General features: G+C 61.9%; 23 protein-coding genes. 11 read left to right on the top strand and 12 right to left on the bottom strand.

All coding sequences use genetic code 11. The features are described 5' to 3' along the window. The first annotated feature begins 5 nt into the window (after positions 1–5). Genes AC3WXD_RS00900 through AC3WXD_RS00885 form a run of 4 tightly spaced genes read left to right on the top strand, consistent with a single transcriptional unit; the run spans position 6 to position 5,136 of the window. Entirely contained in the window at positions 6–1,607 is a 1,602-nt protein-coding gene (locus AC3WXD_RS00900; protein ID WP_231586587.1) for an ABC transporter substrate-binding protein, read from the top strand. Between the two features lie 54 nt (positions 1,608–1,661). After that, on the top strand, positions 1,662–2,618 hold the full coding sequence (locus AC3WXD_RS00895; protein ID WP_059413967.1) for an ABC transporter permease: 957 nt from the start codon (positions 1,662–1,664) through the stop codon (positions 2,616–2,618). Further along, a complete protein-coding gene (locus tag AC3WXD_RS00890) occupies positions 2,615–3,427 on the top strand; it encodes an ABC transporter permease (RefSeq protein WP_020201534.1) in 813 nt (270 codons plus the stop codon). The genes AC3WXD_RS00895 and AC3WXD_RS00890 overlap by 4 nt, the downstream gene beginning before the upstream one ends. Positions 3,428–3,447: 20 nt before the next feature. Beyond that, positions 3,448–5,136, top strand: a complete 1,689-nt coding sequence (locus AC3WXD_RS00885; RefSeq protein WP_492322815.1) for a dipeptide ABC transporter ATP-binding protein — start codon at positions 3,448–3,450, stop codon at positions 5,134–5,136. Between the two features lie 85 nt (positions 5,137–5,221). Here the strand turns inward: AC3WXD_RS00885 and AC3WXD_RS00880 are convergent, their stop codons facing one another. Together AC3WXD_RS00880 and AC3WXD_RS00875 are read right to left on the bottom strand one after the other, a co-directional pair. Next, positions 5,222–5,797, bottom strand: a complete 576-nt coding sequence (locus AC3WXD_RS00880; protein ID WP_020201536.1) for a nitrogen fixation protein NifQ — start codon at positions 5,795–5,797, stop codon at positions 5,222–5,224. A 120-nt stretch (positions 5,798–5,917) separates the two neighbouring features. After that, positions 5,918–6,811, bottom strand: a complete 894-nt coding sequence (locus tag AC3WXD_RS00875; protein ID WP_492322814.1) for a LysR family transcriptional regulator — start codon at positions 6,809–6,811, stop codon at positions 5,918–5,920. A gap of 102 nt (positions 6,812–6,913) precedes the next feature. Here AC3WXD_RS00875 and AC3WXD_RS00870 point away from each other — a divergent pair, with 102 nt between their 5' ends. Further along, positions 6,914–7,720: an NAD(P)H-dependent oxidoreductase gene (locus AC3WXD_RS00870; protein ID WP_492322813.1), complete on the top strand. Its 807-nt coding sequence runs from the start codon at positions 6,914–6,916 to the stop codon at positions 7,718–7,720. Here AC3WXD_RS00870 and AC3WXD_RS00865 read toward each other — a convergent pair. From AC3WXD_RS00865 to AC3WXD_RS00845, 5 genes are all read right to left on the bottom strand, one after another. Next, positions 7,717–8,571 (bottom strand): EAL domain-containing protein, encoded by an 855-nt coding sequence (locus AC3WXD_RS00865; protein WP_492322812.1) that lies wholly within the window; start codon positions 8,569–8,571, stop codon positions 7,717–7,719. The two genes, AC3WXD_RS00870 and AC3WXD_RS00865, sit on opposite strands and share 4 nt — an antisense overlap. 557 nt (positions 8,572–9,128) lie before the next feature. After that, the gene (locus tag AC3WXD_RS00860; protein ID WP_020201540.1) at positions 9,129–10,244 is read right to left on the bottom strand and encodes a hypothetical protein; all 1,116 of its coding nucleotides are present in this window, start codon (positions 10,242–10,244) and stop codon (positions 9,129–9,131) included. A 182-nt stretch (positions 10,245–10,426) separates the two neighbouring features. Beyond that, positions 10,427–12,130, bottom strand: coding sequence for a hypothetical protein (locus tag AC3WXD_RS00855; RefSeq protein WP_492322811.1), 1,704 nt, complete (start codon positions 12,128–12,130; stop codon positions 10,427–10,429). 370 nt (positions 12,131–12,500) lie between these two features. Further along, entirely contained in the window at positions 12,501–13,292 is a 792-nt protein-coding gene (locus AC3WXD_RS00850; protein ID WP_231401565.1) for an XpsR family transcriptional regulator, read from the bottom strand. 686 nt (positions 13,293–13,978) lie between these two features. After that, positions 13,979–14,179: a hypothetical protein gene (locus tag AC3WXD_RS00845; RefSeq protein ID WP_492322810.1), complete on the bottom strand. Its 201-nt coding sequence runs from the start codon at positions 14,177–14,179 to the stop codon at positions 13,979–13,981. 505 nt (positions 14,180–14,684) lie between these two features. On the opposite strand from AC3WXD_RS00845, the gene AC3WXD_RS00840 reads away from it, so the two are divergent. Genes AC3WXD_RS00840 through AC3WXD_RS00815 form a run of 6 tightly spaced genes read left to right on the top strand, consistent with a single transcriptional unit; the run spans position 14,685 to position 20,653 of the window. Then, positions 14,685–16,073, top strand: coding sequence for an undecaprenyl-phosphate glucose phosphotransferase (locus AC3WXD_RS00840; protein ID WP_029043292.1), 1,389 nt, complete (start codon positions 14,685–14,687; stop codon positions 16,071–16,073). Continuing rightward, positions 16,063–16,536: a VanZ family protein gene (locus AC3WXD_RS00835; RefSeq protein ID WP_492322809.1), complete on the top strand. Its 474-nt coding sequence runs from the start codon at positions 16,063–16,065 to the stop codon at positions 16,534–16,536. Before AC3WXD_RS00840 ends, AC3WXD_RS00835 begins: the two co-directional genes overlap by 11 nt. Further along, positions 16,514–17,947: a UDP-glucose dehydrogenase family protein gene (locus AC3WXD_RS00830; RefSeq protein ID WP_492322808.1), complete on the top strand. Its 1,434-nt coding sequence runs from the start codon at positions 16,514–16,516 to the stop codon at positions 17,945–17,947. Before AC3WXD_RS00835 ends, AC3WXD_RS00830 begins: the two co-directional genes overlap by 23 nt. Before the next feature lie 4 nt (positions 17,948–17,951). Next, positions 17,952–19,205 carry a glycosyltransferase WbuB gene (locus tag AC3WXD_RS00825; RefSeq protein WP_492322807.1) on the top strand — a complete coding sequence of 418 codons (1,254 nt, stop codon included), beginning with the start codon at positions 17,952–17,954 and terminating at the stop codon, positions 19,203–19,205. 46 nt (positions 19,206–19,251) lie between these two features. Next, on the top strand, positions 19,252–19,809 hold the full coding sequence (locus tag AC3WXD_RS00820; protein ID WP_059413950.1) for an LbetaH domain-containing protein: 558 nt from the start codon (positions 19,252–19,254) through the stop codon (positions 19,807–19,809). Beyond that, positions 19,799–20,653: a glycosyltransferase family 2 protein gene (locus AC3WXD_RS00815; protein ID WP_492322806.1), complete on the top strand. Its 855-nt coding sequence runs from the start codon at positions 19,799–19,801 to the stop codon at positions 20,651–20,653. Before AC3WXD_RS00820 ends, AC3WXD_RS00815 begins: the two co-directional genes overlap by 11 nt. A gap of 1,411 nt (positions 20,654–22,064) precedes the next feature. Here AC3WXD_RS00815 and AC3WXD_RS00810 read toward each other — a convergent pair. The 5 genes from AC3WXD_RS00810 to AC3WXD_RS00790 all read right to left on the bottom strand — a co-directional run bounded on the left by AC3WXD_RS00810 (position 22,065) and on the right by AC3WXD_RS00790 (position 26,979). Further along, positions 22,065–22,523, bottom strand: a complete 459-nt coding sequence (locus AC3WXD_RS00810; protein WP_231586605.1) for a DapH/DapD/GlmU-related protein — start codon at positions 22,521–22,523, stop codon at positions 22,065–22,067. 86 nt (positions 22,524–22,609) lie between these two features. Further along, positions 22,610–23,743 (bottom strand): glycosyltransferase, encoded by a 1,134-nt coding sequence (locus tag AC3WXD_RS00805; RefSeq protein ID WP_082079914.1) that lies wholly within the window; start codon positions 23,741–23,743, stop codon positions 22,610–22,612. 74 nt (positions 23,744–23,817) lie between these two features. Beyond that, the gene (locus tag AC3WXD_RS00800; RefSeq protein ID WP_492322805.1) at positions 23,818–24,690 is read right to left on the bottom strand and encodes a glycosyltransferase family 2 protein; all 873 of its coding nucleotides are present in this window, start codon (positions 24,688–24,690) and stop codon (positions 23,818–23,820) included. Next, on the bottom strand, positions 24,683–25,561 hold the full coding sequence (locus AC3WXD_RS00795) for a glycosyltransferase (protein WP_492322804.1): 879 nt from the start codon (positions 25,559–25,561) through the stop codon (positions 24,683–24,685). The genes AC3WXD_RS00800 and AC3WXD_RS00795 overlap by 8 nt, the downstream gene beginning before the upstream one ends. Further along, the gene (locus AC3WXD_RS00790) at positions 25,558–26,979 is read right to left on the bottom strand and encodes a hypothetical protein (RefSeq protein WP_492322803.1); all 1,422 of its coding nucleotides are present in this window, start codon (positions 26,977–26,979) and stop codon (positions 25,558–25,560) included. The genes AC3WXD_RS00795 and AC3WXD_RS00790 overlap by 4 nt, the downstream gene beginning before the upstream one ends.

Here is a 26,979-nt window from a genome sequence, read left to right as displayed (position 1 = left end):
GAGAGATGGAGACGAGACGAAAAAACGCCGCGCGGCCGCTGGCCCGGCTGCTGACGGCAACCTTCACCCTGGCGGCGTGCCTGGCCCTGGGCGCGCCCGCGCTGCATGCCCAGCCGGCGCAGGACACGCTGCGCATCCGCCTGAACGCGGACATCCGCTCCACCGATCCCGGCATCAACCGCGATGCCAACACCGACGCGGTGGTTTCGCACATCGTCGAAGGCCTGGTGGCGTTCCGCGAGGACACCACCGTGGGCCCGCTGCTGGCGCAGAGCGTGACCACCTCGCCGGACGGCCTGACCTACACCTTCGCGCTGCGCCCTGGCCTGAGATTCCACAACGGCGCGCCGCTCACGGCCGACGACGTGGTGTTCTCGTGGCACCGCTACATGACGCCGGCCAACAACTGGCGCTGCCTGTCCGAGTTCGACGGGCGCGGCCAGGCCAAGGTGCTGAAGGTGGAAGCGAAAGACCCGCTGACCGTGGTCTACACGCTGGACCGCCCTTCCGCGCTGTTCCTGGAAACGCTGGCGCGGCCCGACTGCGGCGGCGCCGGCGTCTACCACCGCAGCTCCGTCGGCCCCGACGGCAAGTGGCGCGAGCCGGTCGGCACCGGCCCGTTCAAGCTCGCCGAGTGGAAGCGCGGCCAGTACATCGACCTGGTGCGCAACCCCGACTACGCGGCCCTGCCCGGCAAGCGCGACGGCAACACCGGCAACAAGACCGCCGAGGTGGCCAGGGTGCGCTTCGTGGTCATCCCCGACGTGGCCGCCTCCAAGGCCGCGCTGCTGTCCGGCGGCGTGGACCTGATCTTCGACGTGGAGGACAACGACCTGCCCGAATACCGCAGGCACCCCGAGCTGGTGATGCAGAGCATGCCCACCATGAGCCTGAACGGCCTGCTGTTCCAGACCCGCGACCCGCTGCTCAAGGACGTGCGCATCCGCCGCGCGCTGGCCCTCACGCTCGACGTGCCGGAGATGGTGGACGCCCTCACCGAGGGCACGGCGCAGCCGAACCGCTCGGTGATCCCGCGCGCCAGCCCGTTCTACGGCCGCGCGCAGTCCGGCATGCCGGGGCGCGACATCGCCGCCGCGCGCAAGCTGCTGGCCGAGGCCGGCTACCGCGGCCAGACCATCAAGATCCTGGCCACCAAGCGCTACAACTCGCTGTTCGACATGGCCGTGCTGACGCAGGCGATGGCCAGCGAAGCCGGCCTCAAGGTGGACGTGGAAGTGCTCGACTGGGCCACCATGCTCGACCGCTACAACCGCGGCGACTACCAGGCGATGGCCTTCACGTACTCCGCGCGGCTCGACGCCTCGCTCTCCTACGAGATGATCATCGGCCCCAAGGACCGCCAGCCGCGCAAGGTGTGGGACACGCCCGAGGCCATCCGCCTGCTGGGCAACAGCATGAACACCACGGACCGCGCGCAGCGCCAGGCCATGTTCGACAGCCTCGACGCGCGCCTGCTCGAAGACGTGCCGGCGGTGTTCTTCTACTCGGAGATGCGCACCAGCGCCGCGCGCGACTACGTGAAGGGCTACAAGGGCTGGCCGATGGGCCAGCCGCGCGCCTGGGGCGTGTCGCTGGCCAGGCGCTAGCGCCGCTCCCGCCCCGCATGCACCACAGCCAGATGAACATAACCGGAGCCTCCCTTGTCTTCGTCCTTCCTGCTGTACCTGCTTAGACGCGCGCTGTGGACGGTGCCGACGCTGCTGCTGGTGGCGGTGCTGGTCTTCGTGCTGATGCGGCTGATCCCCGGCGACCCGGCCCAGCTCATCCTCGGCGACGCCGGCACCGCCGAGCAGCTCGCCGACCTGCGCGCCCAGTTCGGCCTCGACAAACCCATCCTGGTGCAGTTCGGCCTGTGGCTGTCGCACATGGCCAGCGGCGACTTCGGCCACTCGCTGAGCAGCGGCGAGGCGGTGCTGCCGCTGCTGCTCGAGCGCTTCCAGGTCAGCGCCGCCATCGTGCTGGTGGCGGTGGGCGCGGCCACCCTGCTGGCGGTGCCGGCCGGGCTGTTCGCCGCGTGGAAGCAGAACTCGCTGACCGATACGGTGATCGTCGCCGGCGCCACCTTCTTCCTGTCGATCCCGAGCTTCTGGCTGGGCCTGCTGTTGCTGCTGTTCGTCGGCCTCAAGCTGGGCTGGGTGCCGGTGGTGGGCTACGTCACCTTCAGCCAGGACTGGCGCGCCGCGGCCAGCTACCTGGTGCTGCCGGTCATCACGCTGACGCTGATCGAGATGGGCGTGCTCACGCGCATGGCCCGCTCCAGCGCGATCGAGACGCTGCGGCTGGAATACGTGACCCACGCGCGCGCCAAGGGCCTGTCTGAGCTGCGCGTGCTGCTGCGCCACGTGCTGCCCAACGCCTTCGCGCCCACCTGGACCCTGATCGGGCTGGTGCTGGGCAACCTGCTCGGCGGCATCGCCGTGCTGGAAACCGTGTTCACGCTGCCCGGCCTCGGCCGGCTGCTGGTGGACGCCATCTTCGCGCGCGACTATCCCGTGGTGCAGGGCTGCCTGCTGTTCACCGCGGGCATCTACGTGCTGGTCAACCTTGTCGTGGACCTCTTCTACCCTCTCTTCGATCCGCGAGTGGCGACATCATGAAACTACGCACCAACGCGCTGATAGGCGGCCTGCTGGTGGCCACGGTGACGGCGATGGCGCTGCTCTCCGTGATCTGGACGCCCTACAACCCGCTGCGCCTGAACCTGCGCATGCGGCTCAAGCCGCCCGGCAGCCTGCACTGGCTCGGCACCGACGAATTCGGCCGCGACATCCTCTCGCGCCTGCTGGCCGGCGCCGGCGCCAGCCTGCTGGTGGCCGCGCTGACCGTGCTGGTGGCGCTGCTGCTCGGCACGCTGCTCGGCCTGATCGCCGGCTACTTCCGCGGCAGGATCGACCGCGTGATGATGGTCTTCAACGACGCCCTGCTCGCCTTCCCCGGCATCCTGCTCGCGCTCGGCATCATGGTCGTCACCGGCGCCAACAAGTACGGCATCGTGCTGGCGCTGGGCCTGGCCTACACCCCCACCGTGGTGCGGCTGGTGCGCGGCACCGTGCTGTCGCTGCGCGAGAAGGAATACGTGGAAGCCTCGCGCGTGATCGGCAACAGCGAGCTCGTCACCATGCTGCGCCACATCCTGCCCAACTGCGCCGCGCCGCTGATGGTGCTCGGCACCTCGATGTTCGGCTGGGTGGTGCTGGCCGAAAGCGCGCTGAGCTTCCTCGGCCTCGGCGTGCCGCCGCCCGCGCCCACCTGGGGCAACATGCTGTCGTCGGGCCGCCCCTACATCGAATCCGCCGCCTGGCTGGGCATCGCGCCCGGCGTGTGCATCGCGCTGACGCTGCTCGGCATCAACCTGCTGGGCGACGCGCTGCGCGACTGGCTCGACCCCCGCATGGAGCCACGATGAATTCCAGGATGAACGCCCGCATGCCCGCGGTCCCCCAATCGCCCCCCGCCGGCCAGGGCGCCCCGCTGCTGAGCGTGCGCGGCCTGACGCTGCGCAGCGCCGCCGGCACGCCCATCCTCAACGGCATCTCCTTCGACATCGCGCAGGGCGAGGTGCTCGCGCTGGTCGGCGAATCCGGCAGCGGCAAGACGATGGCCGGGCGCGCCGTGATGCGCCTGCTGCCGTCGCAGGTGCGCCAGACCGGCGGCACCATCACGCTGGCCGGCCACGACGTCGCCACGCTGCCCGACCGCGGCATGCGCTCGCTGCGCGGGCAGGTCGCGGGCATGGTGTTCCAGGAGCCGATGGTCTCGCTCAACCCGGCCATGACGGTCGGCGCGCAACTGTGCGAAGGCCTGATGCTGCACGAGAAGATCCCCGCGCAGGCCGCGCGCGAGCGCGCCGTGGCCATGCTCGCGCGCGTGCAGATCGCCGACCCCGAAGGCTGCATGGCGTCCTACCCGCACGTGTTCTCGGGCGGCATGCGCCAGCGCATCATGCTGGCCTGCGTCATGCTGCTCAAGCCGCGCCTGCTGATCGCCGACGAGCCGACCACCGCGCTCGATGCCCTGAGCCAGCGCGAGGTCATGCAGATCATGGCCGACCTCACGCGCACCAGCGGCACCGCCGTGCTGCTGGTCACGCACGACCTGCAGCTGGTCGCGCACTATGCCGATTCGGTGCTGGTGCTCAAGCGCGGCGACCAGGTCGAGTCCGGCCGCGCCGGCGAGGTGCTGCGCAACCCGCGCGAAGCCTATACCCGCAGCCTGATCGCCGCGCTGCCGCGGCGCGACGACAGCCGCCCCGCCGTGGCCGACGCGCCGCCGGTGATCGAGGCGCGCAACGTTGCCGTGGCCTACCCCGGCGCGCACCGGCTGTTCTCGCGCCAGGCGGACAAGCTCGCCGTCGACGGCGTCTCGCTGGCGATCCGGCCCGGCGAAGTGGTGGCCGTGGTCGGCGGCTCCGGCTCGGGCAAGACCACGCTCGGGCGCGCGCTGATCGGCCTGCTGCCGCTCGCCGGCGGCGAGATCCGGTTCCGCGGGCAACCGGTCGGCAGCGGCGGCCGGCAAGACCGGCGCGACTTCCGGCTGGCCTGCCAGATGGTGTTCCAGGACCCGTACTCGTCGCTCGACCCGCGCCAGCGCATCGGCGACATCGTGGCCGAGCCGCTCAACCACGGCGAGCCGCTCACGCGCGCCCAGCGCCGCGCGCGCGTGGACGCCATGCTGGCCGAAGTCGGGCTCGACGGACTGGGCGAGCGCTATCCGCACGCGCTCTCCGGCGGCCAGCGCCAGCGCGTGGCCATCGCCCGCGCGCTGATCCGCCGGCCCGCGCTGGTGGTCGCGGACGAACCCGTGTCCGCGCTCGACATGACGATCCAGAAACAGGTGCTGACCTTGTTCCGGCAACTGCAGGCGCAGCACGGCTTTGCCTGCTTCTTCGTCTCGCACAACCTCGCCGCGGTGTCCGAGGTGGCGGACCGCATCGTCGTGATGCACCAGGGCAGGATCGTCGAGCAAGGCAGCGTGGCCGACATCTTCGACCGGCCGCAGCACGACTACACGCGGGCGCTGCTGGAAGCCGCTTATGTCGCGCCGGGGCAGCGGGCGCCGCTGTCGGTGGCGGAGGATGGCGCGGGGTCGCTGGCGCTGGGGGCTGCGGCTTCGTGAAGCGCCGGCACTGCTGCCGGTGCGCTCCCCTCTCCCACTTGTGGGAGAGGGGCCGGGGGAGAGGGCAGGCGCCCAGACCCCGCCGCTAGCGCCAGAGCACCGCCACCGTCTCCGCCCCATGACAAGCCACGTAATTGTCGCAGGCGGCACAGGACGGTTCAGGACAGGGATGCAGATCCAGCCGCCGGCACAACTCGTGGTAGAAGAATTTCTTCCACTTCATCTCCGCGGTGTTGGCCGCATAAAGCGCGGGAAAGTATTCCTGCAGCAGGCGCGAGACATCGTGCCGGCCGGACAGGCCCATGTCCTGCCACAGGTGCGAGCCGCCGAAGCAGCCGCTGGCCAGCGCGTGGGCGGCCCAGCGCATCGCCGGGCGGCTGGCGTCGCCCGAGGCGATCAGCATGTCCACCAGGTCGGGAAACTCGCAGGGCAGCGCGGCCGCGTCGACGGGGGCGGACTCGGGTGCCCATCCCGCCGCCCGGGCGCCCGGAAAGCACTGCTCCAGCATGCGCCAGAACTCCGCCTCGTCCAGCCCGAGCCATTGCGCGAAACGGGGCAGCCGGCCCGCGTCGGCGCTCTCCAGCACGCCCGCCAGCGCGCGCGCCGCGGGCTCGCCGGGAGACAGCGAAAACGCATCGAGGATCAGCAACGACTGGTTCACGGCACGGCCTTGTGAAGACGGGCGCCGCGACTGGCTGGCGGCGCCCGGTTTCCGAAATATAGCGTTGTATATAACGGTAGTCAAACCGGCGCCGCCCCGCTCCACCCGGCCCTGCCCCGCTCACACCGCGCCCGCGATGTATTCGCGCAGCCACCGGTGCGCGGGATCGCGGTGGCTGCGCTCGTGCCAGAGCATGGCCATCTCGTAGCCCGGCACCGCGAGGGGCGGCTCCACCACCTGCAGCGCACCAACGCCGTGCACGAGGCGCGCGGGCAGCATCGCCACGAGGTCGGTCGTCGCCAGCACCGACATCATGAAAAGGAAGTGCGGCACGGACAGCACCACCCGGCGCGTCAGGCCCGCCCGCGCGAGCGCGTCATCGGTGACGCCGCGGAATCCCCCGCCGTCCGGCGACACGATCACGTGGTCGAGCGCGCAGAACTGCGCCAGCGTCGGCCGCCGCTTCAGGCGCGGATGGCCGGCGCGACCCGCCAGCACGTAGCGCTCCGTGAACAGGGTGCGGTGGCGCAGGCCCGGCGACGCCTCGTCGCCGACGTGGAAGGCAAGGTCGATCTCGCCCTGCTCCGCCTGCTTCGCGATGCGCGGCGGCATCAGTTCGAGCACCGCCAGCCGGACGCCGGGCGCCGCCGCGCGCAAGCCGTTCAGCGCCGGCAGCAGGACGGTCGACTCGCCGTAATCGGAGGCCACCACGCGCCACGTCTGGCTGGCCGTGGCCGGGTCGAACGGGCTGGCGGGCGCGACCGCGCTTTCCAGCGCCGCGAGCGCCTCGCGCAGCGGTTCGCGCAGCGCCTCGGCGCGGGCCGTGGGCCGCATCCCGCGCGGCCCGGGCAGCAGCAGCGGGTCGCCGAGGATCTCCCGCAGCCGGGCCAGGTGGACGCTGACCGAGGGCTGGGAAAGATGCAGGCGCTGCGCCGCGCGTGTCACGTTGTGCTCGGCAAGCAGGACGTCCAGCGTCACCAGCAGGTTGAGGTCCAGCCGTCGCAGATTATTCATGGCAATACCTGGCATATGGATTATTCATTTCCAATATACCCGGCGCGGGCCTACCTTGCTGTTCTCGCCACCACCCGGCTCATCGCAACCCGAGGCCCAGCCATGCACGTACTTCTCGTCTACGCCCATCCCGAGCCCCGCTCACTGAACGGCTCGCTCAGGGACTTCACGGTCAGGCATCTCCGGGAGGCCGGCCACGAGGTTCAGGTCTCGGACCTCTATGCCATGAAGTGGAAAGCCGCGCTCGACGCGGACGACAACACGGACCACCAGCCCGGCGCGCGCTTCGACCCCGCCCTCGACTCCGGGCATGCATTCGAGCACGGCACGCAGAGCGCGGACATCGCGCGCGAACAGGACAAGCTGCGCTGGGCCGATGCCGTCATCCTGCAGTTCCCGCTGTGGTGGTTCTCGATGCCGGCGATCCTCAAGGGCTGGGTGGAGCGCGTCTACGCCTATGGCTTCGGCTACGGCGTGGGCGAACACTCCGACGCCCGCTGGGGCGACCGCTACGGCGAAGGCTCGCTGGCCGGCAAGCGCGCGATGCTGGTGGTCACGGCCGGCGGCTGGGAGTCGCACTACGGCCCGCGCGGCATCAACGGCCCGATCGACGACCTGCTGTTCCCGATCCAGCACGGCATCCTGTACTACCCCGGCTTCGACGTGCTGCCGCCGTTCGTGGTCTACCGGACCGGCCGGGTCGACGAAGCGCGCTTCGCGGGCATCCGCGATGCGCTCGGCCAGCGCCTCGACGGCCTCGGGACAACCGCGCCGATCCCGTTCCGCGCGCAGAATGCCAGCGCCTACGACATCCCGGCGCTCACGCTGCGGTCCGGCATCGCGCCGGGCCGGACCGGCTTCGCCGCGCACGTCGACGCGCGCGGCAGCCAGGACCGGCGCCCGGGCTAGAGCGCCAGCTCCCCCAGCCGCTCGAGCGGCACCGGCGCCGAGATGGCAAAGCCCTGCAGCAGGTCGGCGCCGAGCGACCTTGCCAGCGCCATGTCGTCGTCGCTCTCCACGCCTTCGGCCACGGTCTGCAGCTCCAGCGAGCGCGCCAGCTCCATCGACAGCGAGAGCAGCCGGCGCGCGCGCTCGGCATGGCGGGCCCGGTGCAGCATGGTCTTGTCGATCTTGACCTGCTTGAACGGCAGCAGGCCGAGCGCCTGCAGCGAGGCATAACCCGCGCCGAAGTCATCCTGCGAGATCACCATGCCACGGTTCGAGAGCGCGTTGAGGTTCTCCAGCAGGCGCGCCTCGCCCTCGCACCCGAGGCGCGTCTGCTCGGTGAGCTCGAGCACCACCCGCGCAATGTCGAGGCCGTGCGACATGCTCGCGCGCAGCAGCACCGGAATGAAATCCACCGCCGCCGCCGTGCGCGGGTTGACGTTGAGCGAGAAGCGGCCGTGGTAGCGCGGAAAGCGCGCCTGCACGCGCGCGCAGGCGCACAGGAAGTGGTCCATGAGCAGGGTCTCCACGCCGTGGCCCGCCATGCTCTCCACGAACTTGTCCGGCGCGTGCTCGCAGCCCTTGTCCGACCAGCGCGCCAGCACCTCCAGCCCGACGATGCCGCCGTGCCGCGCGCTGATCTGCGGCTGGAACACCGGATAGATATGCCCCAGCTCGATCGCGCCGACCAGCTCGGCGCGGCTCAGCACGAGCAGGTCGTCGGTCTGCAGGTTGCGCTCCACCACCTCCGCGCCCGGCGGCGCGAGCTCGGGCGCGCCCAACCGCTGCCCCAGTTGCGCGATGCGTTCGGCCAAGGCGTCGCGCGGGCCCTCCTCCGGCCCCGTGACGGACGCGTCCGGCCTGTCCGGCCCCGGACAGGCGCCAGCCTGGCCACTGATTAACGCGAAGTGCAATTCAAGCTCCCGGAAGCCATACCTGTCCGCTCTACCCTGACCACGATTCATTGTTCTTGGTGTTCTGATCGTTCTCGTTTTTCTGCGCACCCGTCTCGTTCTTCTTTTGTTCTTGTTCTGTTCGCCACGTGCGCCCGCGCTTGCCGCCTTGCCGCTTTCGCGCACGGCAACCCTGCGCACAGCGATGCGCGCAGGCGATGCAATGAGCGATGCGGCATGCCGGTGCGCCAGTACCTCATTCTTTCAGTACCGGAGCGCTTCCGGGCGTTTCGGATTCCCCTCCGAAGCAGGTCCACCCCCCAAGGCAGGGTACTGACGCGGTGCAACATCAACCACAATTCACCTTGGCAAGACTGACCCCTTGCTAAACACTCAAGGGGTGCAGGGGCGCCCTGCACCTGCACCCCTCTTTTTCGCCGGCAGCCACGCCGGCGCGCAACCGCCGCCCGCCGGCACCATCAGAATCCCGAGAAGCGGATGCCGATCGAGCCGTAGCCGTAATAGCGGTCGAGCTTGCCGGCGGTCGCCGCGTTGTAGAGAAACGGGATGGTCCCCACGAAGTTGTGCAGCGATGCCTGCCCGCGCAGGAACACCTCCACGTTCTTCACCACCGCGTACGACAGCTCCAGCCCCAGCGTATGGTTCGAACGGATCGGCGAAGTGCCGTAGGCCTGCGCGCGGCTGTCGACGTTGCTGCGCAGCAGGTACTGGAACTGGTAGCCCAGCCGCGCGGCGAAATCCTTGTACTTCCAGCGGTAGGCGCCGCCCAGGTTCAGGTAGCCCGCCACGTAGTTGAAATCGTCGTTGATGTTGAGCCCGTACTGGCTCGCGTCCGTGGAGAACGATGCCGACTGCAGGTTGACGTTGCCCGTGCGGCAAGGCGCGGCCAGCGAACCGTTGGCGATGTTGTCCGAGCCGATGGCGACGTTGAAATTGCAGCCTCCCTGCTGCAGGCGCGTGTTGATGCCGCCGATGGTCACGCGGCTCGCGCCCAGGCCGAGGAAGCCGGTCAACTGGCTGCGCTCGGTCAGCTCGCCCGAGAAGATCACGTCGGCCTGCGCCTGGATGTCGTTGGCGTCGTTGACGGTCACGCCGTTGAAGGTGGCACTGCGCACCCTCAGCGCGGCGGAGCGGTCCAGCGTGCCCGAGCGGTCGCCCCACAGCGAGAAGCGCATCATGACGCGGTCGCGCGCGCCGGGCTCGGCCAGCGGGTCGTAGTGCAGCGCCACCATCCAGGTGTCGATCTGGTTGTTGTCGGGGCCGTAGTCGATGCCGCGCCGCCAGTACGTGGCCGAGGCCGACCAGCGCGGCGAGAACTTGTAGCCCAGCATCAACCGCCCGCCGCGGTAGTCGCCGGCGTTGTCCGGCAGGCTGTTGCCGCCCTGGTTGAAGACGTCCATCGAGCGGTTGACCATGTCGAAGCTGGCTTCCACGCGCACGGAGGTGAACTCGCCCGTGGCGGGCTCGGCCTGCATGAACACGTCGTCGGGCGCGGCGCTGGCCGCGCCCGCGCACGACAAGCCCACCATCAGGGCACCGGCCTTGCCGAGCCGGCGCGAGCGAAACAACAGCATAGGAGACTCCGAGGCCGTGGGCTGGCCTCATGCACGGCATGCGCCGCGGCCCTGACCAGCGGGAACCGGCGCACTGCACGCAAAAAAGAAGCCGGCCACCCGCCGCGCTGGCCTGCCGGCGCGCGCGGCGGATGACCGGGCATGCCTTCCCCGTGCGGGCGGAAGGCCCGGCTGCGCGCCGGTCAGGGGTTCAGCGTGACCGCGGTCTTGATGGCGTTGCCGCTCACCGTGGCCGTGCCGGTCTGCACCGACTGCACCTGCGCCTTCTGCGCGGTACCGCTGACCAGGGTGCCCACGCTCACCTCCTTGCCGCCCTGGCCGGTCACCGCGAACGTCACCGGGAAGGTGGCGGTCGCCTTCGGCGTGAGCGCGTCGATCTGCGCCTGGCTCAGCGCGCCGGCGCTCTTGAGCTTGCCGAGGAAGGTGGTGAACGGCAGGCTCAGCGAGCCGCCGTTGGCGCTGCTGAACAGGTTGTCGGCGACGGCGTTGGTCAGGCTGACGTTGGCCGAGGTCGCGCCCGAGATGCTGAACGAGTAGGTCGTGTTGACCGGCACCTGCACGGCGGTCAGCGCCGAGCCGCTGAAGGTCAGCGAGACCTTCTCGATGATCACGTTGACCGTGTTGCCGTTGTAGGTGTAGCTCAGCCCCGCGCGCACGTCCGCGGCGCCGCCGGCGAACGGGTCGCCGTCCTTCGACACCGCTACCGTGATGGCGCCGAGCGTGCCGCCCGTCACCGTCACCGCGTCGCTGACCGGGAAGGTCTGGCCGTTGATGGTCACGCTCGCCAGCTGGATGAAGTTGGCCGGCTTGACGGCATTGGCCACGTTGTCGATGGCGCCACTGTCCACCGCGCCGCTGCCCAGGCCGGTGGCCGCGCTCTGGATTGCCGCGCTGTTGCCGGCCGCGACCGCCGTGCCCAGCGCCGTCAGGCCCGCGGTCTTGGCCGGGTCGGTCAACGTGGCCGCCGGCACCGCCGACACCAGCGCGCTCGTGGTGGTGGACTTGGCACTGTCCACCACGCCATTGACCGCGCCGCTCGCTTGCAGCGCGGCCAGCGTGGCCGCCGGAGTGGTGCCCAGCACGATGTTGCCCAGCGACGCGCTCACGTTCGCCACCTGGGTCGCCACCACCGGGCCGGCCAGCGCGGCCACGTTGGCCGCCACCGTGTCGATGTTCGCCTGCAGGCTTGCCGGCAGGCCCGCCTTGGCGTTCTGCACGGCCGAGCTCACCACCGACGTCACCAGCGTGCTGCTGGTCAGGTCAACCGGGCCCGACGCCGCGCCGACCGCGCTGGCCACCGCCTTGGCCGCCGCCGCCGCGGCATCGGCCGCGCTCAGCGTGCCGCCCTTGGCCACGCCGGTCAGCGTCTTGGTGACCTGTTCCACCAGTTGCTGCACCACCACGGCCGCCTTGAGCACGGCCGCGTCCTGCATCGGGTCGAGCGAGGTCAGGTCCTTGCCGGCAAGGCCCAGCTTGGTGGCCAGCGCCTCGGCCTGCCCGGCGCCGAGTTGCGCCAGCAACGTGGTCAGCGGCGTGAGCATCGGCGTCACGCCTGCCTTGTAGGGCAAGGCCGGCGACTGCAGCACGCCGGTGAACGGCTGGCCGGTGCCGATGTCGGTGCCGCCGGATCCCTTCAGCGCGCTCGAGGTGCAGCCCGCGGGGAAGGTGAAGTCGCCCGTCGCGTTGGTGATCGCGGTCTGGTTGCTGCAGTCGAGGAAGGTCACGGTGGCGCCCGACACGTAGAAGTCGACTGCCTTGCCGCTGACAGTGACCGACGGTGTCGACGGTGTCGACGGCGAATCCGAGCCGCCCCCGCAAGCAACCAGCGTCGCTGCCGCGGCCGCCATGATGCCGAGGGTAAAGATATTCCTGATATTGGTTTGCACTCTTCTCGCTCCTGAGATCGTTACGTCGATACGTGGTCTGTGGGTCAATGCGCCTGGTCATCGCCGCACACTGTCACCTGCGCCCTGCGCCACCGGGTCCTGCCGCGCATCGCGCGGCCTTGCTGCCCCCTGCAAGCGGACCTGGCAACAACGCTTTGGTGCAGTGCACTGCCGCGTCCTGCCAGCACACTAGATAAACAATCCCTACTTCCGTGTCACCCCTACTTGGCGGGGGAAAGCCCGCGGCGGCACGCCGCCAACCGCTCTCGCGCAGCGTTTTGCGGCCGCGCGGATGCCCCCTTGCAGGTTGTCTTTTTTACAATGGCCGCATGCAAGAACTACAACGGCCACTGCATTGCTACAGCTGCACCTACACCGTCTGCACAGCGCGCAGCGCGGGAAAATCGGCCGGCGCGAGCCAGCCCGCCAGGTATCGGCCCATCGCTTCGAGCAACACGTCGGAAGTCAGCCCCGATGCGCCGGCCAGCGCCGGGCAGACGATCCACGTGGTGCCGTCGCGCCTGAGCACCCGCAGCGTCTTGGCGAGATCGGCGGGCTGCAGGATGTAGTCGGATGCGTGCGCGTCGTCCAGCGAGAACGCGTGCACGAAATCGTCGAGATGGCGCTCGCCCAGGCACACCACCACCTTCGGCCGCCAGCGCCGGCGGATGTCGTCGATGAACGCAAAGCGCCTGCCGCCGCGGCACAGGTCGAGATAGCGCTGCTTGGGCACCAGCGCCGGCTGGCCGCGGAACGCCTTGGACCACGGCGTCTGCCCGATCAGGTGAGCCGGCAGCGGGAACAGGCTGAGCTTGAATTCCGCGCCGCGCGGCGCGTAGAGATAGTGGTCGAAGTAGTGCTTCCAGTCGCATTCGCTCAGCGAGCTGCCGAAGGTGCGCGCACGCGCCGCCGCCATGATCCGGGCGATCTTCTGGTGCGACTGCCAGCGCTCCATGCTCTGGCGGTGCTTGCCACGGTATGCGTCATCCCATGACACGGGATGCTCGCGCGGCACCAGCGGCGCCACCAGCGACTCGACCCACGGATGAGGCGTGCTGTCGCAAAACCACACAGCCGCCGCAGGATTCCCGCCTTCCATACCCACGTAGGATGCGAAATACGCATCCAGCTGCTCTCGCGAAAATACCGTCTTCTGTTCTATTTCCATTGCCTCTACCGCTTGGTGGAGTTGAAGATGCCCACACGCAGAGGCAATACTCACCTGTACGACGTGAAGGGCAAGGAGACGCCCCGAATGCATCGGCAAATCTCTAATAGAACCTGGAGACAATCCGCTGACCGGGAAGCAGAGCCGCGCCGGCGATCCGGCACCTCCCATCCCGCTTCGTACCGGGGGAGCAGCCAGCCCGACGCAATGCCTGCCCCGACGGATTTGACCTTCCTGCAACCAATCTGGACCAGTCTTTCCCCATGGAAAACCTCTCCGGCGCCAATACCATACGACCCGCGTGCCGCCAGATGCCGCCCCAAGGAAACCTGATCGCGTTTGCGCGAAACACTAACTAGGCGGACCGAGATTTTGCGCGAGAATCTTTCGATGCGCGCCCCCCTTTGGAGGGATTCGTTGTACTCATTTATCCCTTCTTGAGCAGGGTAACAACCAGCGCGGACCTTGCGTGCATGCGCATGCGGGGAAAGGCAATCGCCTAAAAGGATGAGGCCGCCGACACCAGCGCGCGCAGGCGAATTTCGCTACAGTCACGCCCGCGCGCGAGCCCCTCCGGCAGCCCGCGCGGCAACGCCGCGGGCAAGATACCGCGCTGGCGCGAACGCGTCGGCCACGTCATGGACCTGGAGGTGACGCACGACAAACCTGACGGTTCCCTTTCACGACGCCATCGACCGCCACCTGCCCGGCGACATGCTCTTCACCGACTGCCGCCGCAGCGCAGCCTCGCGCGCATCTCCATCGATGCCATGCGGCACCACGTGCCGCAAAGACGCAAGATAAGCGTCGAGCCGCTTACGGGTGGAGCGGGTGAATGCGTGCCAGATCATCGTGCTGATGAATGCCGTGGCAGCCGCCACGGGCCACCATCGCCGGGGCGCCTGCGCGCAATGCCGGCATGCGCGGCGCAGCCCGCTCCCGCCGCGGCGCTCGACTGTGCGTCTCAAAAAATCGCGGCCGGCGCGCACACGCGCCGCCGATCCCCACGCGTTCCCTTCTCATGCAGGGTACCGGTAGGTTTCGCTGCACCGCATTATCCGCACCAATGCAGAGACAGAAGCATGCCGCCGCGGCCAGCGCCGCCGGCCAGGCACGAAGCGTTGCAACTCCAATGGGCAGTCTGCAAAGGACGCCGCAGGTGGCTCAGGTCAGCCACCGCGCCACACCCGCCATGGAGTGACTGCCGCGGAAGCAGTCCAGCACGACTTTGCCTCTGTCTCGCCGCGGCCACGCCGCGGCACTGTGCATGGCACCGGCACGACCGGCTGCCACACAAGGTCAATTTCCAGCGGGGGGAAAAGCACGGCGCATGCGGGCGCCTGCTACGCGAACACTTCGGGGGGAATCATGGGAGTCTATCGCGACATGTTTGCCAGGCATCACGATCAGTTGGCACTGATGGTGCGCCTGTTCGATGTAGGTGCCATCTGGATCGCCGGCTACGTCGCCGCCGAACTCCGCTTCCCGGCCGATCCCGGGGCGGCGGCACCGATTCACCAGTTCATCCAGTACTTCGGCTGCGCGGTCGCGTTCATCGTGCTGCCCGGCTTCGACCTCTACGCCTCATGGCGCGGACGCAGCTTCGCCGCGCTGGCCACGCGCCTGGTTGCCGCGTGGACCCTGGTCTGGCTCATCAGCCTGCTGCTGTGCTACTTCATGCATCAGATCGATGCCCTGTCGCGCCTGTGGATGATCTACTGGTACGCGCTCTCGCTGGCCGGCCTGTTCCTCCTCCACCTCGCCACCCGCTCCATGCTCAGCATGGTGCGCGGTGCCGGCATCAACCACAAGCGCGTACTGATCGTCGGCTACGGCCGCACCGGCCAGGAGATGTATCAGCGCGCCACCGCCAGCCACCGCACCGGCTACAAGGTCAGCGGCATCTACGCGCCCGAGGGCGAAACCACGCCCGAAGGCCGCCCGCGCATCAAGGACAGTGCGGAGATCGCCGAGTTCTCGCGCGCGCACGGCATCGACGAGATCTGGCTCACGCTGCCCCTCTCCGAATCCCGCCGCATGCAGGAGATCGCCTTCTCCCTGCGCAACGACTTCATCGACATCAAGTGGATGCCCAGCGTGCTGGACTTCGACCTGCTCAACCACAACGTCGGCAACTTCCTCGGCATGCCCGCGGTGGAAATGAACCGCCCGCCCTCGCTCGGCGTGCGCGGCGCCGTCAAGGCCGTGTTCGACCGCACCTTCGCCGCCCTCGTCCTGCTCGCCCTCTCGCCGCTGTTCGCCGTGATCGGCATCCTGATCAAGCGCGGCTCGCCCGGCCCCGTCTTCTTCAAGCAGGAACGCCTCGGCATGGACGGCCGCGTGATCCACGTCTACAAGTTCCGCAGCATGAAGATGCACGCCGAGCACGGCACCGTCACCCAGGCCACCAAGGGCGACAACCGCATCACGCCCATCGGCGCGTTCCTGCGCCGCACCAGCCTGGACGAGCTGCCGCAGTTCATCAACGTGCTGCGCGGCGAGATGAGCGTGGTGGGACCGCGGCCGCATGCGATGGCCCACAACAACATCTACAAGGAACAGCTCGACTTCTACATGCTGCGGCATCGCGTGAAACCCGGCATCACCGGGTGGGCGCAGATCAATGGCTATCGCGGCGAGACCGATACGCTGGACAAGATGGCCAAGCGGGTCGAGCACGACATCTTCTACATCCGCAACTGGTCGTTCTGGATGGACCTGCGGATCATCTTCTGGACGGCGTTCAAGGGGTGGACTGGGCAGAATGCGTATTGAACCGTCGCGCCCGGGCAGCAACGCCGCGACGCTGTTCTCGCCCAAGGGCAGGCTCTGGCTCGCGGCCGCCGCCGTGTTCTACCTGACCATGCTGGTGGTGGGCAACCTCCCCGGCAAGGCACAGGCGCTCAACCAGGAATTCGGCGACAAGGTCATGCACCTGAGCGCCTATGCCTGCCTGGGCGCCGCCATCCATCTCGCTGTCTCCCGGCACAAGGCCGTCATCACGCTGGCGGGCATTGCCGTGCTGGGCGGCCTCGATGAAGTCATCCAATCGTTCTTTCCGTACCGCTCGTCCGACCTGGCAGACCTGCTCACGGACCTGACGGCTGCCGTACTCGCCATCGCCCTGCTTTCGCTGGCTCATACGCTGGCAAACGCCTGGGCACGCAAAGACACAAATAACCCGGATCGCTCTTCACCTCCCTCGACACGCGCTCATGAAAATCACCATCATCGGTAGTGGCTACGTAGGCCTGGTCACCGGCACCTGCCTGGCGGAACTCGGCAACGACGTCCTGTGCCTGGATCTCGACGCCACCAAGATCGAGATGCTCAACGCCGGCGAAGTGCCCATCTACGAACCCGGCCTGAAGGAGCTCATCGAACGCAACCATGCCGCCGGCCGCCTGCGCTTCACCAGCGACATCGAAGCCAGCGTCAGTTTCGGCGATATCCAGTTCATTGCCGTGGGCACCCCGCCGGACGAAGATGGCTCCGCCGACCTGCGCTATGTGCTGGCGGCCGCCCGCAATATCGGCCGCTACATGACCACCCCCAAGATCGTGGTCGACAAATCCACCGTGCCCGTGGGCACCGGCACCCAGGTCAGCGAATGCATTGCCGCCCAGTTGCAGGAGCGCGGGTTGCCCGCGCTGGACTTCGCCATCGTGTCCAACCCCGAATTCCTCAAGGAAGGCGCAGCAATCGAAGACTTCATGCGCCCGGACCGCATCGTCATCGGCACCGATGCCGGCCCCGCCGGCCAGAAGGCACGTGACGCCATGCGCGCGCTATACGCCCCCTTCACCCGCAACCACGACCGCATCCTCAACATGGACATCGCGTCGGCCGAGTTCACCAAGTACGCTGCCAACGCCATGCTGGCCACCCGCATCTCGTTCATGAACGAACTGGCCAACCTCGCGGACGTGGTCGGTGCCGATATCGAACTGGTGCGCCAGGGTATCGGCTCCGACCCCCGCATCGGCTACAGCTTTCTCTACGCCGGCACCGGCTACGGCGGCTCCTGCTTCCCCAAGGACGTACAGGCCCTCGAGCACACCGCCGCCGAGCACGGACAGACCCCGCGCATCCTGGCCGCGGTGGAAGCCGTCAACCACGACCAGAAACGCATCCTGGTGCAGAAGATCATCGGGCACTACGGCGAAGACCTCAGCGGCCTGACTTTCGCCCTCTGGGGCCTGGCCTTCAAGCCCAACACCGACGACATGCGCGCCGCGCCGAGCCGCGTGATCATCAAGGAACTGCTGGCGCGCGGCGCCAGCGTGCGGGCCTTTGACCCGGTGGCGATGGAAGAGGCCAGGCACGCGATCCATGCGGATCTGGCCAACGAAGGCACCGCGGCTGCCCGCATCCACTTCGCTGTCGATCAGGCCGCCGCCCTGCAGGGCGCCAATGCGTTGATCGTGGTGACGGAGTGGAAATCGTTCCGCTCGCCGGACTTTACCGCCATTGCCGCCGCGCTGCGCGAGCCGGTGATTTTTGACGGGCGGAATCTCTATGAGCCGGCGGAGCTCAGCCAGCTGGGATTTACGTACTACGGCATTGGACGGAAAGCAGCCTCTGCCCTGCTCGCTGCCGGGCGCCGACAGGACACTGCCACGGCGGCCAGCAACTATCGCCAGGCCTAGGCCCATGAAGATCCTGATGTACTGCCTCAACTATGCTCCCGAGCTGACGGGCATAGGCAAATACACCGCCGAACAGGCCGAATGGCTCGTCTCGCAGGGTCATGAGGTACGTGTCATTACCGCACCGCCGTACTATCCCGAGTGGAAAGTCTCCGAAGGTTACAAAGCCTGCTCCTACAAGCGGGAAATGCGCAACGGCGTTACCGTTCTGCGCGCCCCGTTGTGGGTACCAGCCAAGCCTTCGGGGCTCAAGCGCCTCCTCCACCTGGCCACGTTCGCCGTCAGCAGCATGCCTGTGCTGTTCGCGCAGGCGCACTGGAAACCCGATGTCGTCTTTGTCGTCGAACCCCCCCTGTTCTGCTCCCCTGCAACCCTCCTTTTTGCCAAGCTGTTCGGAAGCAAGACATGGTTGCATATTCAGGACTTTGAAGTCGACGCCGCATTCGCGCTCGGCATACTAAAGAACGAACGAGCCAAGCGCATCGTTGAACGCATTGAGAACCGACTGCTGCGCTGGTTTGACAGAGTATCCACAATCTCTCAAGCCATGATGCGACTTGCGGAAGCAAAGGGCGTCGACCGTAGCCGGCTTGTTCATTTCCCCAACTGGGTAGACGTGGAGACCATCCACCCAGAAGTCAACGATCATGCGATTCGGGATGAACTGAACATTCCGGCCGACGCCGTGGTCGCGCTCTACTCCGGAAACATGGGCCACAAGCAGGGCCTGGAAATCCTTGGCAGGGCAGCCAACCTGCTGCAGGACTCGCAGAACATCCATTTCGTCTTTTGCGGGAGTGGCCCCGGCAAGGCAGCGCTGGAAGAAACTTGCGCGCGGCTGAATCGCGCGCATTTTCTCCCTCTGCAGTCCATCGAGCGCCTGCCATCACTCCTGGCAAGCGCAGATATTCATCTCCTGCCTCAACGCGCAGATGCAGCCGATCTCGTCATGCCATCCAAGCTGACGGGAATGCTTGCGAGTGGGCGCCCCATTGTCGCCACGGCAGCCGATGGCACCGAGGTGGCCGACGTAGTCAGCGGTCGTGGCATCACGGTCAGCCCGGGAGATGCCTCGGCGGTAGCCGACGCCGTGTTTTCCCTGGCCGGCAACGAAGCCCTCCGGACAGCGCTTGGCACAGCCGCGCGCCAGTATGCGGAGACAACTCTGGCCCTGGACAGTCTGCTGACGCGTTTTACGACTCACGTCGCAGACGTCCTTCGCGAGAATCCTGCCGGCGAACGCCCCCGCAGCGCATAAACAGCCAAAGGACAACATGCACGCACAGGCTCCAAGTCCCCCGACGATGATCATCGAGGGAAACGACCCGACAGTCGAGCCCTCCTTCACCCTGCGGAACAGAATCGCCCGGCAATTGTGGAACTGGGTATGGCTCTTTCTGTTCCGCCCAAGCCCTCGCCCCTTGCACATCTGGCGTGCCTTCCTGCTCCGCTTGTTCGGCGCACGGCTGGGCGCTCACGTGCACGTCTATCCGGCCGTCAAGATCTGGGCCCCCTGGAATCTGGAGATCGGCAGCAACGTCGGCATTGCGGACGGGGTGACGCTTTACAACATGAATCAGTTGACGATTGGCGACTACAGCGTGATATCGCAAGGTGTCCATCTCTGTGGCGGCTCACACGACTACAACTCCTCGAATTTTCAGCTCATCGCAGAACCCATCACGGTGGGCTGCCGGGTCTGGATCTGCGCTGAAGCGTTCATCTCACATGGCGTGACCCTACCCGAAGGCGCCGTCATTGCGGCACGGTCCGTTGTCAGCAAGAACCTGGAATTTCCCTGGACGGTCTATGCCGGCGTACCGGCAAAACCCATCGGCAAGAGAACGCAGCATGAAAAATGAAAGCCCCGGTATCTCTATCCTCATCCTGACCAAGAACGAGGAACAGGACCTTCCCGGCTGCCTGGAAAGCGTGGCCTGGTCGGACGACATCCATGTATACGACTCCGTCAGCACCGATGCAACGGTGGAGATCGCCAACGCCTTCGGGGCCAAAGTCACCCAACGCCCATTCGATAACTGGGCAAGTCATCAGAACTGGGGACTGGCCAACATCAAGTTCAAGCATCCGTGGGTGTTCTATATCGATGCGGATGAGCGGATGACACCCGAGCTGGTCCAGAGCGCCCGACAGGCTATCGAATCAGCCAAACACGAGGTAGCCTTTAGCATCCAGCGCCGGGATTTCTTCATGGGGACATGGCTGAAGCATGTACAAACCTCGCCATACTATCTTCGGCTGTTCCGCCCCGAGAAGATGCGCTACGAACGGCTGGTGAATCCCATCTCCATCCCCGATGGGCCGACCGCCCGCATCACCGGATATCTCGACCACTTCCCCTTCAGCAAGGGAATGCAGCATTGGGTGGCAAGGCATAACAGCTATAGCGATTTGGAAGCCAAGCAGATCATCGAAAACCGGCGTGGCCAGACAGAGTTCAGTGTGCTGAAAGCCTTGATGAGCCGCGATTTTCACGAAAGACGATTCCACCAGAAAGAAATTTTTTATCGCATCCCGATGCGACCATTGGTGAAATTCTTTGTGCTTTACATCGGCAAGCGTGGATTCCTGGATGGAAAGGCAGGGTTCACCTATGCAACGCTGCAGTCGATCTATGAGTATCTGATCACTTTGAAGACAGATCAACTGAGTAAGCAGCACAACATAGCCGGGACACGTAATTAGTAACGTGCACCTATGCTTACATTGATGGCTGTGTGCATGCACATCCAATTATTGGCAGAATCCCATCCACCGAGATACGGGGAAGGGCCCTATTAGCCAGACCAAATATCATAAACCCTCACAAAATCAAAAAATAAAATTTGAGGCACTTGAAGGCGCACTAGGATTTTCTGCACTATACACTTTACTACACCACCCCAATCCATTCTCCCCCACCAAATTCGAAATCCTCACAAGATTCGGACAGGAAGCAGTTATTCTGTTTTTCTGGTTTCCGGGTTCTTAATCTTTTACTCACATTCGAATCTGCGCCACTCCCAATCTGCCGGTGACTTTATCGTGCACCGCGAATTTATCCGATATCTACAATTGCATTAGCATTGGGATTAATTGCCAGTGTAGTAGTTGGTGACACTACGTGCCTGAGTGCAGAGGGTGTATTAGGTAATCTCGCAATGTTGCAGGATATTGCGACTATCAAGAGTGAGACTTAGGTGGCACCACTTTGCTCGGACTCACCACTATGGCCACTATCGTATGAGTGGTGGTTTTATATAGCATTCACGGCCTTGTATTTTTAGAAAAATAATCTCACACATCGAAATAGGTGCACAATCGTTTTCACCTTCCCCACATCAGGATGGATATTTTTCCTAATAAAACCAGAGCAGCCTTTTCTCTTTTCCTCCTATTTTTTCATCTGGTGGACAGGTCTCGAACTAGCAAGAGATTTACCCGAAACTAAGTCAATATCAATAAAAGGCTAAACGTTCCCCTTTCCTCTTCTTTCTACAAATATACTGATCTGGGCGACTCCAGCCATCCGGGCGATAGCCGCAGGGCATCATCTCTCTGTCGGCGTGGAATCAACACCACAATTACGCCACTTTTCCGCCGGATTATTTTTTGTTATTACTTTAATAGCAACGAAAAACATTAATAGCATACCACGGAAAATTTATGCGCCACTCATCTACCTGGCACCTATTTCCTACGGACTATATGTTTCACACCAACCAATAATAACAATAGTATACTCCGCAGCTCTCCCTCGCCCAGCAGAAATCACCTTTTCAATTATTGGAGCCTTGAGCTGCGCCTACATTCTCGAGATTATCTTTCAGCCAGTTATCAAGAGGCTCGACTTTTCATGGGAGGTTACACGCCAGCCGCCATACAATACAAGATAAGTCGAAATAGTGAGTGCCGTATCTATCCCTCACGGTACGTTAGCCAAATCAGACTATCTCCATGCAAGGCTGAAATCAGTACATAGTGGTATGTGATAAGCTTCGTAACTCGATGACTCTAGCCTCGCCATCTCACGATCGCGAAAATTCAACTCGACTCAGTCAACAACACACGACACCTCCGGGAACTGTGCTGCCTTGTTCTCTAATGCCAATTGCGCTTAATCAAGGACAGCGATCCGATCTGCATACCTACCGCCACGTGATGGAGATTCCAGGAAATTCCGATGTGCAATCATATCCTCCTCCTTATCAAATCTGGGACGCATAAATCTAGCGGGGACCCCACCTACTATCGCGTAAGGAGGCACATCTCTCGTTACGACTGAACCCGCTGCAACAATGGATCCATCGCCCAACGACACGCCGGAGATAATTATCGCCCCCGCGCCAATCCATACGTCTTGACCAATTTCGGTCTTTCGATAAGGAGGCCTACCTGAAAATACCACAGGTACACCAGGTATATCAAAAACATGATCGTTACCAACCACTCTAACTGCCGGACCGATTATAGTGTAATTTCCAAGCGTCACCCCCGGACCGATCAAGCATCCTGGCCCAACATAGCAATAGCTACCGGCACGCAAATCCCGCGAAATATCAGAATCGCCGCCCATTAAAAATGTATAATGCGTTTTAAAAAGGCCCTTCCTAAGTCGCCAATAAAATGAACGAAGAAGCCGAAATGCAGATCTAGCAAGTTTCACCATACAAGTGCACTCACATCATTTCCTTCTTTTGCCGGTAATCCATGAAAGGCACGCTCTATTACGTCCACCTGAGATCTCGGATTATAAATCTCATCCACGACCCGGAAACAACATTCTCGTGTTAACTTCCGGTTCAAGAATATAGATCTGAATCTCACGAGCGCAGAATTTATTCCAGCCGCCGACTGACTCTCATATAGAATACCCGTGACCCCATCAATGACTGCCTCATATTCCGGCATCTGCTCATCCGGTTTTCCGAGTGTTATAACAGGTGTACCGTATGTCATACTGTGTATAGCTGTTAACCCGACCTTCCCTGGAGACACAACGACATCTGCTGAGAAAATTCGACCCGCCACGACTTCTTCGTCGTATATTGCCCCCCGAAATGTCGCATGAATTCCGAGATCGGCTGCAAGATCTTTTAATTTGAGCTCCGCCGGCCCCGCCCCAACAAATTCGAGTCTTATTTTTTCCCTCTCTTCGTCACTGAAAAGGGCAATTGCACGAATCAATAAATCGTATTTACACAACTCAGTCAGGCGAGATACACAAAGTATGTGAAACACATCACCACACAAATTCACTTGTGCCCCCAACAGTCGCTCCCGGATTACTAATTGCGCGCCGTAATCCAGCGAATTAAATCCAACGTGAACGTGCGTCGGGTCAAAACCCAGCGCAACTGCATTTTTCTTTGCCCCATACCCGTAAACATAACTTGCATTTGCCAATTTAAAATATATCTTTCTTATTCTGTTCTTGATATTAACCTGGCCATGCAGAAATCCGTGCCCCCAGAATATTACACGCGATCCTCGTAATCTAGCGATACAAGCCGCCAACCAAGTACTAGCGAAATTAGGGTTTGCCAAAAATATCACTACATCAAATCGCTCTTTAAAAACATATGAGCAGAGTCCTCTTTGATATATCATTCTACCAAGTCGCAATGATGGAAACTCAACTGCCGTACCGAGATTTTCCACACTCAACCTTGGAATGCCCTCCAGTGAATCCCAGTCGCTGCTGATAAATGTTACATCTTTATATCGAGCCGACAACTCCTCAAACACCCCCTTTCTGTAGTGAGGAAAATAATGGTATACAACTGCAATTTTCATTCATAACCTCACACAGTCACAAGACGGATTAACGGAATACCCAATACCCTAACAACTACACACTATATTTCGATTCAACTACGCATCGGTAGTTGCCGAAATTTCCGATATTGAGAAATGGACATCGGCGAACGCTCAAGCAACCGCCTTAATGCCATCCCCAGGCCACTTAGCCAACCCTCCGCAGAGGCGGCAATTAGAGTAGGCTCTCTGAAGTTTTTGAAAATAGAAATAGGGCCAACCCCCATCGCCCTGGCTAAGCCAAACCAAATCGGATAGTTGAGAAAATTGAATAGAACAGTGTTACGAACGAGAAATTTGGTGTTTCTCACCACATTTCGTGCCACGGGGCTCCTGAGATGATCGACAATCAGCCACGGGTACATCATCACACAATATCCATTTCTCCACGCCCTTTGGCTAAAATCTCGCTCCTCACACATGTGCATAAAATACTCTCTATACCCACCCAGCGCGAGAAAGGTAGCACAACGGAGCACATGGCCGCAGCCTGTGTACATTTGAACTTGATATAACTCCAGCCGGTCACTTGGATTGCAGCCGAAATTAACATCAACATTATTCAATTGTAGAGCAGCAACTCTATGATCGGCATAAAAAACCCTCTCGATATCTGAGAAATCAGGCTTATCTCTAAAACAAGAGTCATCATCAAGACTTATGAAGAATGGCGTCTCAGATAAGGAAACCATCAAATTTCTATTAGCTATCAGACCTCGCCCATTTTTATTTTTTATAACCCTCATTCTAGAAAATTTTTTATTCACCTCATCATCAAATATTTCAATATCAGATGCATCATCAATCAAGATTACTGGAATATCACAAAGACCAAGATCGATTAATTTTTTAAGAGTATAATTTAAGTCTTCTCTGCGATTTTTTGTGGTTATTCCTATTGTAAAATTCTCCATACCTTCACACATTTCTAGCTCCTCCGATCCACTCATTCATCAGCCACTTATGAAAGCGACGGCGATTAAAATCGCGGTGCACCAGTCGCATGAATTTATCACCCATATCTGTTACCCTGGGAAGAATTAAATCATATAAAATATATTCAGAAAATAATCGCTTTCGCGCAACGGCAGCATCAGTATCTGTTATTGATTTTTCTTCAAAAATTCTCTTTCTCGTTTGATGTCGATCCATCCAGACTACTGAGCGGTCAACCGTTTGTGAAACCTGCTCGCCGTGCATGCGAAATGCACCAAGCGGCTCAGAAAGCCAAAGATGAGGCCTCCCATTCCACAGCCGAAGAAAGAAGTCCTCGTCAACAGTAAGCGGTTTCTCAATGTCTAGCGGAAGTGCGTTATGCGTGATCTCTCGACGCCAGTATGCGCAGTCGGACTGAAAGCGCCCCTTGAAAAAGAGCGATCGCTCGTACGATATCCATCGGCACTTTCCCGTGCGTACAATGTGGTGCGTATCAAAAGCCCATCCATCACTAATTAGCAGATCTATCTGCGGATTTCTATTGAACGCTTCCGCGACATGATCGAGGGCATTTGGCATAAATATATCGTCGGCGGCGTGCCAGTGACAAATGTCCCCAGTTGCAATTCTCAATCCCTTTGTTACGGCATCGCCTTGTCCCTGATCTGGCTCACTTATAAAAATATCAACAATATCTCTATTAGCCTCGACGATTTCACTTATATTATCAGTACTAAGTCCATCGACAATTATGAGTTCTAGATTCTGGTAGTTTTGCCTTCTCAGGGTTCCGAGACAATCAGGCAAGAATCTAGCCATATTGTATGTAGGGATAATTATGGATATTTTCGGGATTTTCATTTCTCATCCTCGACTTTCAAATTCACACGAAAATGTGAGGGTGTCGCCATACAAAAACCAAGCATGAGCCAATTCCAATATGCAACGGGGGCTTGTGACGACTGGACATGCAACAAGAAGAAATGGCCGTATGTCAAAAAGATACCGACGCAAACAAGGGAACCACCCATTACAATTTTATCTAGCTGATCCCCTCCTCCCCCTCTCCGTCCTCCTTTAGCCACCCTTGACAGAATTATCGCGATCATCAGAACGTAGGAAATAATCCCAATAAAGCCCGTTTGCTGCAGTGTCCAGAGTAACTCAGAGTCGACATATATTAGGTCAAGTCCACTACCCATTGCCTCGGAAATAACTCGACCGTATCCTAACCCGATCAGATAATTCTCTGGCGCATTAGCAACCCTATCGAGTATCAACGGCATCCGAGGATCTCTATTCTTGGCCTCATCGATTGTTTCACTTCCGGATGAGAAGAGATCGAATCGATTACCAAGCCACTCCCCAACATCTCCCGTTTGATTTGATATTCCATTCCCACCAAACAAGAGAGCCGCCCCGACAATTAATGTAACCGAAAAAAATATCCCCGCCGAATGACTTCTAATCTTGTTCTTCTTATTTCTTACCCCTAGAATCAAACTAATAATGAGTCCAATCAATGTACCAACAAGACCCTGCCGGCTACCCACCAGCACATTTGCCGCCAAGCCAAATATTATAAATAGCACGGCCAATAAGGCTCCAAACCTCTGCCGATTTGTAACCGATATGATGACGGCGGCCATACCTGCCGTCCATGCACCAATTGCGCCGCGATACAGCCCCATAAAGCCGTGCCCAAATCCACCGATCCATTCAGTAAAATCGTAATTCGCGTATTCATTCCAAAGATCTAGATTTAGATTCAGGAAGAACTGCAAAATCCCAATTCCGCATACCGAAGTAATAGTTATAGCCTGAACACAAACGACCGATTTTATTTTTTCCGGATGATCAACCGCATACTTAGAAGCAGCAACAAAGATAAATACATATGAAATTCCACGAAATAAACCAAGCAAGATCCATCGTCCATCACCATTTCCATCGCGCATTGTCGTGACAATAGATGCGACCAATGGAATAATAACCAACGTAATTACAACCATTCCATATGTTACTCGACCGCCACTTAGCGTGGAAATATCAAATCGGCCTTTAGCTAAGACCACCAACAGAACCAACAATCCGATTAGATCGGAAAAATATATGAAGCCGGCCGAACTCATCCCCACAACAAATATAGGAACCGGGCAAACAAGTAGCGCAGAAAATAGGCCGACCAATGGAGATAATTTATATATCACTCTCCCAATAGTAATCGCCCCAATGGTTATCAGAAACTGAATCAGCGCCACAGTTTCTATGACATTCAT

The organism is Cupriavidus sp. FW216-B1, assembly GCF_058789195.1.
The sequence above is the reverse complement of the archived record's forward strand: the minus strand, read 5'-3'. Positions and strand labels throughout refer to the sequence as shown.

Excerpts from the sequence above, each read along its gene's own strand:
- AC3WXD_RS00900 (WP_231586587.1), top strand. The coding sequence starts at position 6 with ATGGAGACGAGACGAAAAAACGCCGCGCGGCCGCTGGCCCGGCTGCTG.
- AC3WXD_RS00890 (WP_020201534.1), top strand. The coding sequence starts at position 2,615 with ATGAAACTACGCACCAACGCGCTGATAGGCGGCCTGCTGGTGGCCACG.
- AC3WXD_RS00885 (WP_492322815.1), top strand. The coding sequence starts at position 3,448 with ATGCCCGCGGTCCCCCAATCGCCCCCCGCCGGCCAGGGCGCCCCGCTG.
- AC3WXD_RS00875 (WP_492322814.1), bottom strand. The coding sequence starts at position 6,811 with ATGAATAATCTGCGACGGCTGGACCTCAACCTGCTGGTGACGCTGGAC.
- AC3WXD_RS00870 (WP_492322813.1), top strand. The coding sequence starts at position 6,914 with ATGCACGTACTTCTCGTCTACGCCCATCCCGAGCCCCGCTCACTGAAC.
- AC3WXD_RS00860 (WP_020201540.1), bottom strand. The coding sequence starts at position 10,244 with ATGCTGTTGTTTCGCTCGCGCCGGCTCGGCAAGGCCGGTGCCCTGATG.
- AC3WXD_RS00840 (WP_029043292.1), top strand. The coding sequence starts at position 14,685 with ATGTTTGCCAGGCATCACGATCAGTTGGCACTGATGGTGCGCCTGTTC.
- AC3WXD_RS00835 (WP_492322809.1), top strand. The coding sequence starts at position 16,063 with ATGCGTATTGAACCGTCGCGCCCGGGCAGCAACGCCGCGACGCTGTTC.
- AC3WXD_RS00830 (WP_492322808.1), top strand. The coding sequence starts at position 16,514 with ATGAAAATCACCATCATCGGTAGTGGCTACGTAGGCCTGGTCACCGGC.
- AC3WXD_RS00825 (WP_492322807.1), top strand. The coding sequence starts at position 17,952 with ATGAAGATCCTGATGTACTGCCTCAACTATGCTCCCGAGCTGACGGGC.
- AC3WXD_RS00820 (WP_059413950.1), top strand. The coding sequence starts at position 19,252 with ATGATCATCGAGGGAAACGACCCGACAGTCGAGCCCTCCTTCACCCTG.
- AC3WXD_RS00815 (WP_492322806.1), top strand. The coding sequence starts at position 19,799 with ATGAAAAATGAAAGCCCCGGTATCTCTATCCTCATCCTGACCAAGAAC.
- AC3WXD_RS00810 (WP_231586605.1), bottom strand. The coding sequence starts at position 22,523 with ATGGGCGGCGATTCTGATATTTCGCGGGATTTGCGTGCCGGTAGCTAT.
- AC3WXD_RS00805 (WP_082079914.1), bottom strand. The coding sequence starts at position 23,743 with ATGAAAATTGCAGTTGTATACCATTATTTTCCTCACTACAGAAAGGGG.
- AC3WXD_RS00800 (WP_492322805.1), bottom strand. The coding sequence starts at position 24,690 with ATGTGTGAAGGTATGGAGAATTTTACAATAGGAATAACCACAAAAAAT.
- AC3WXD_RS00795 (WP_492322804.1), bottom strand. The coding sequence starts at position 25,561 with ATGAAAATCCCGAAAATATCCATAATTATCCCTACATACAATATGGCT.
- AC3WXD_RS00790 (WP_492322803.1), bottom strand. The coding sequence starts at position 26,979 with ATGAATGTCATAGAAACTGTGGCGCTGATTCAGTTTCTGATAACCATT.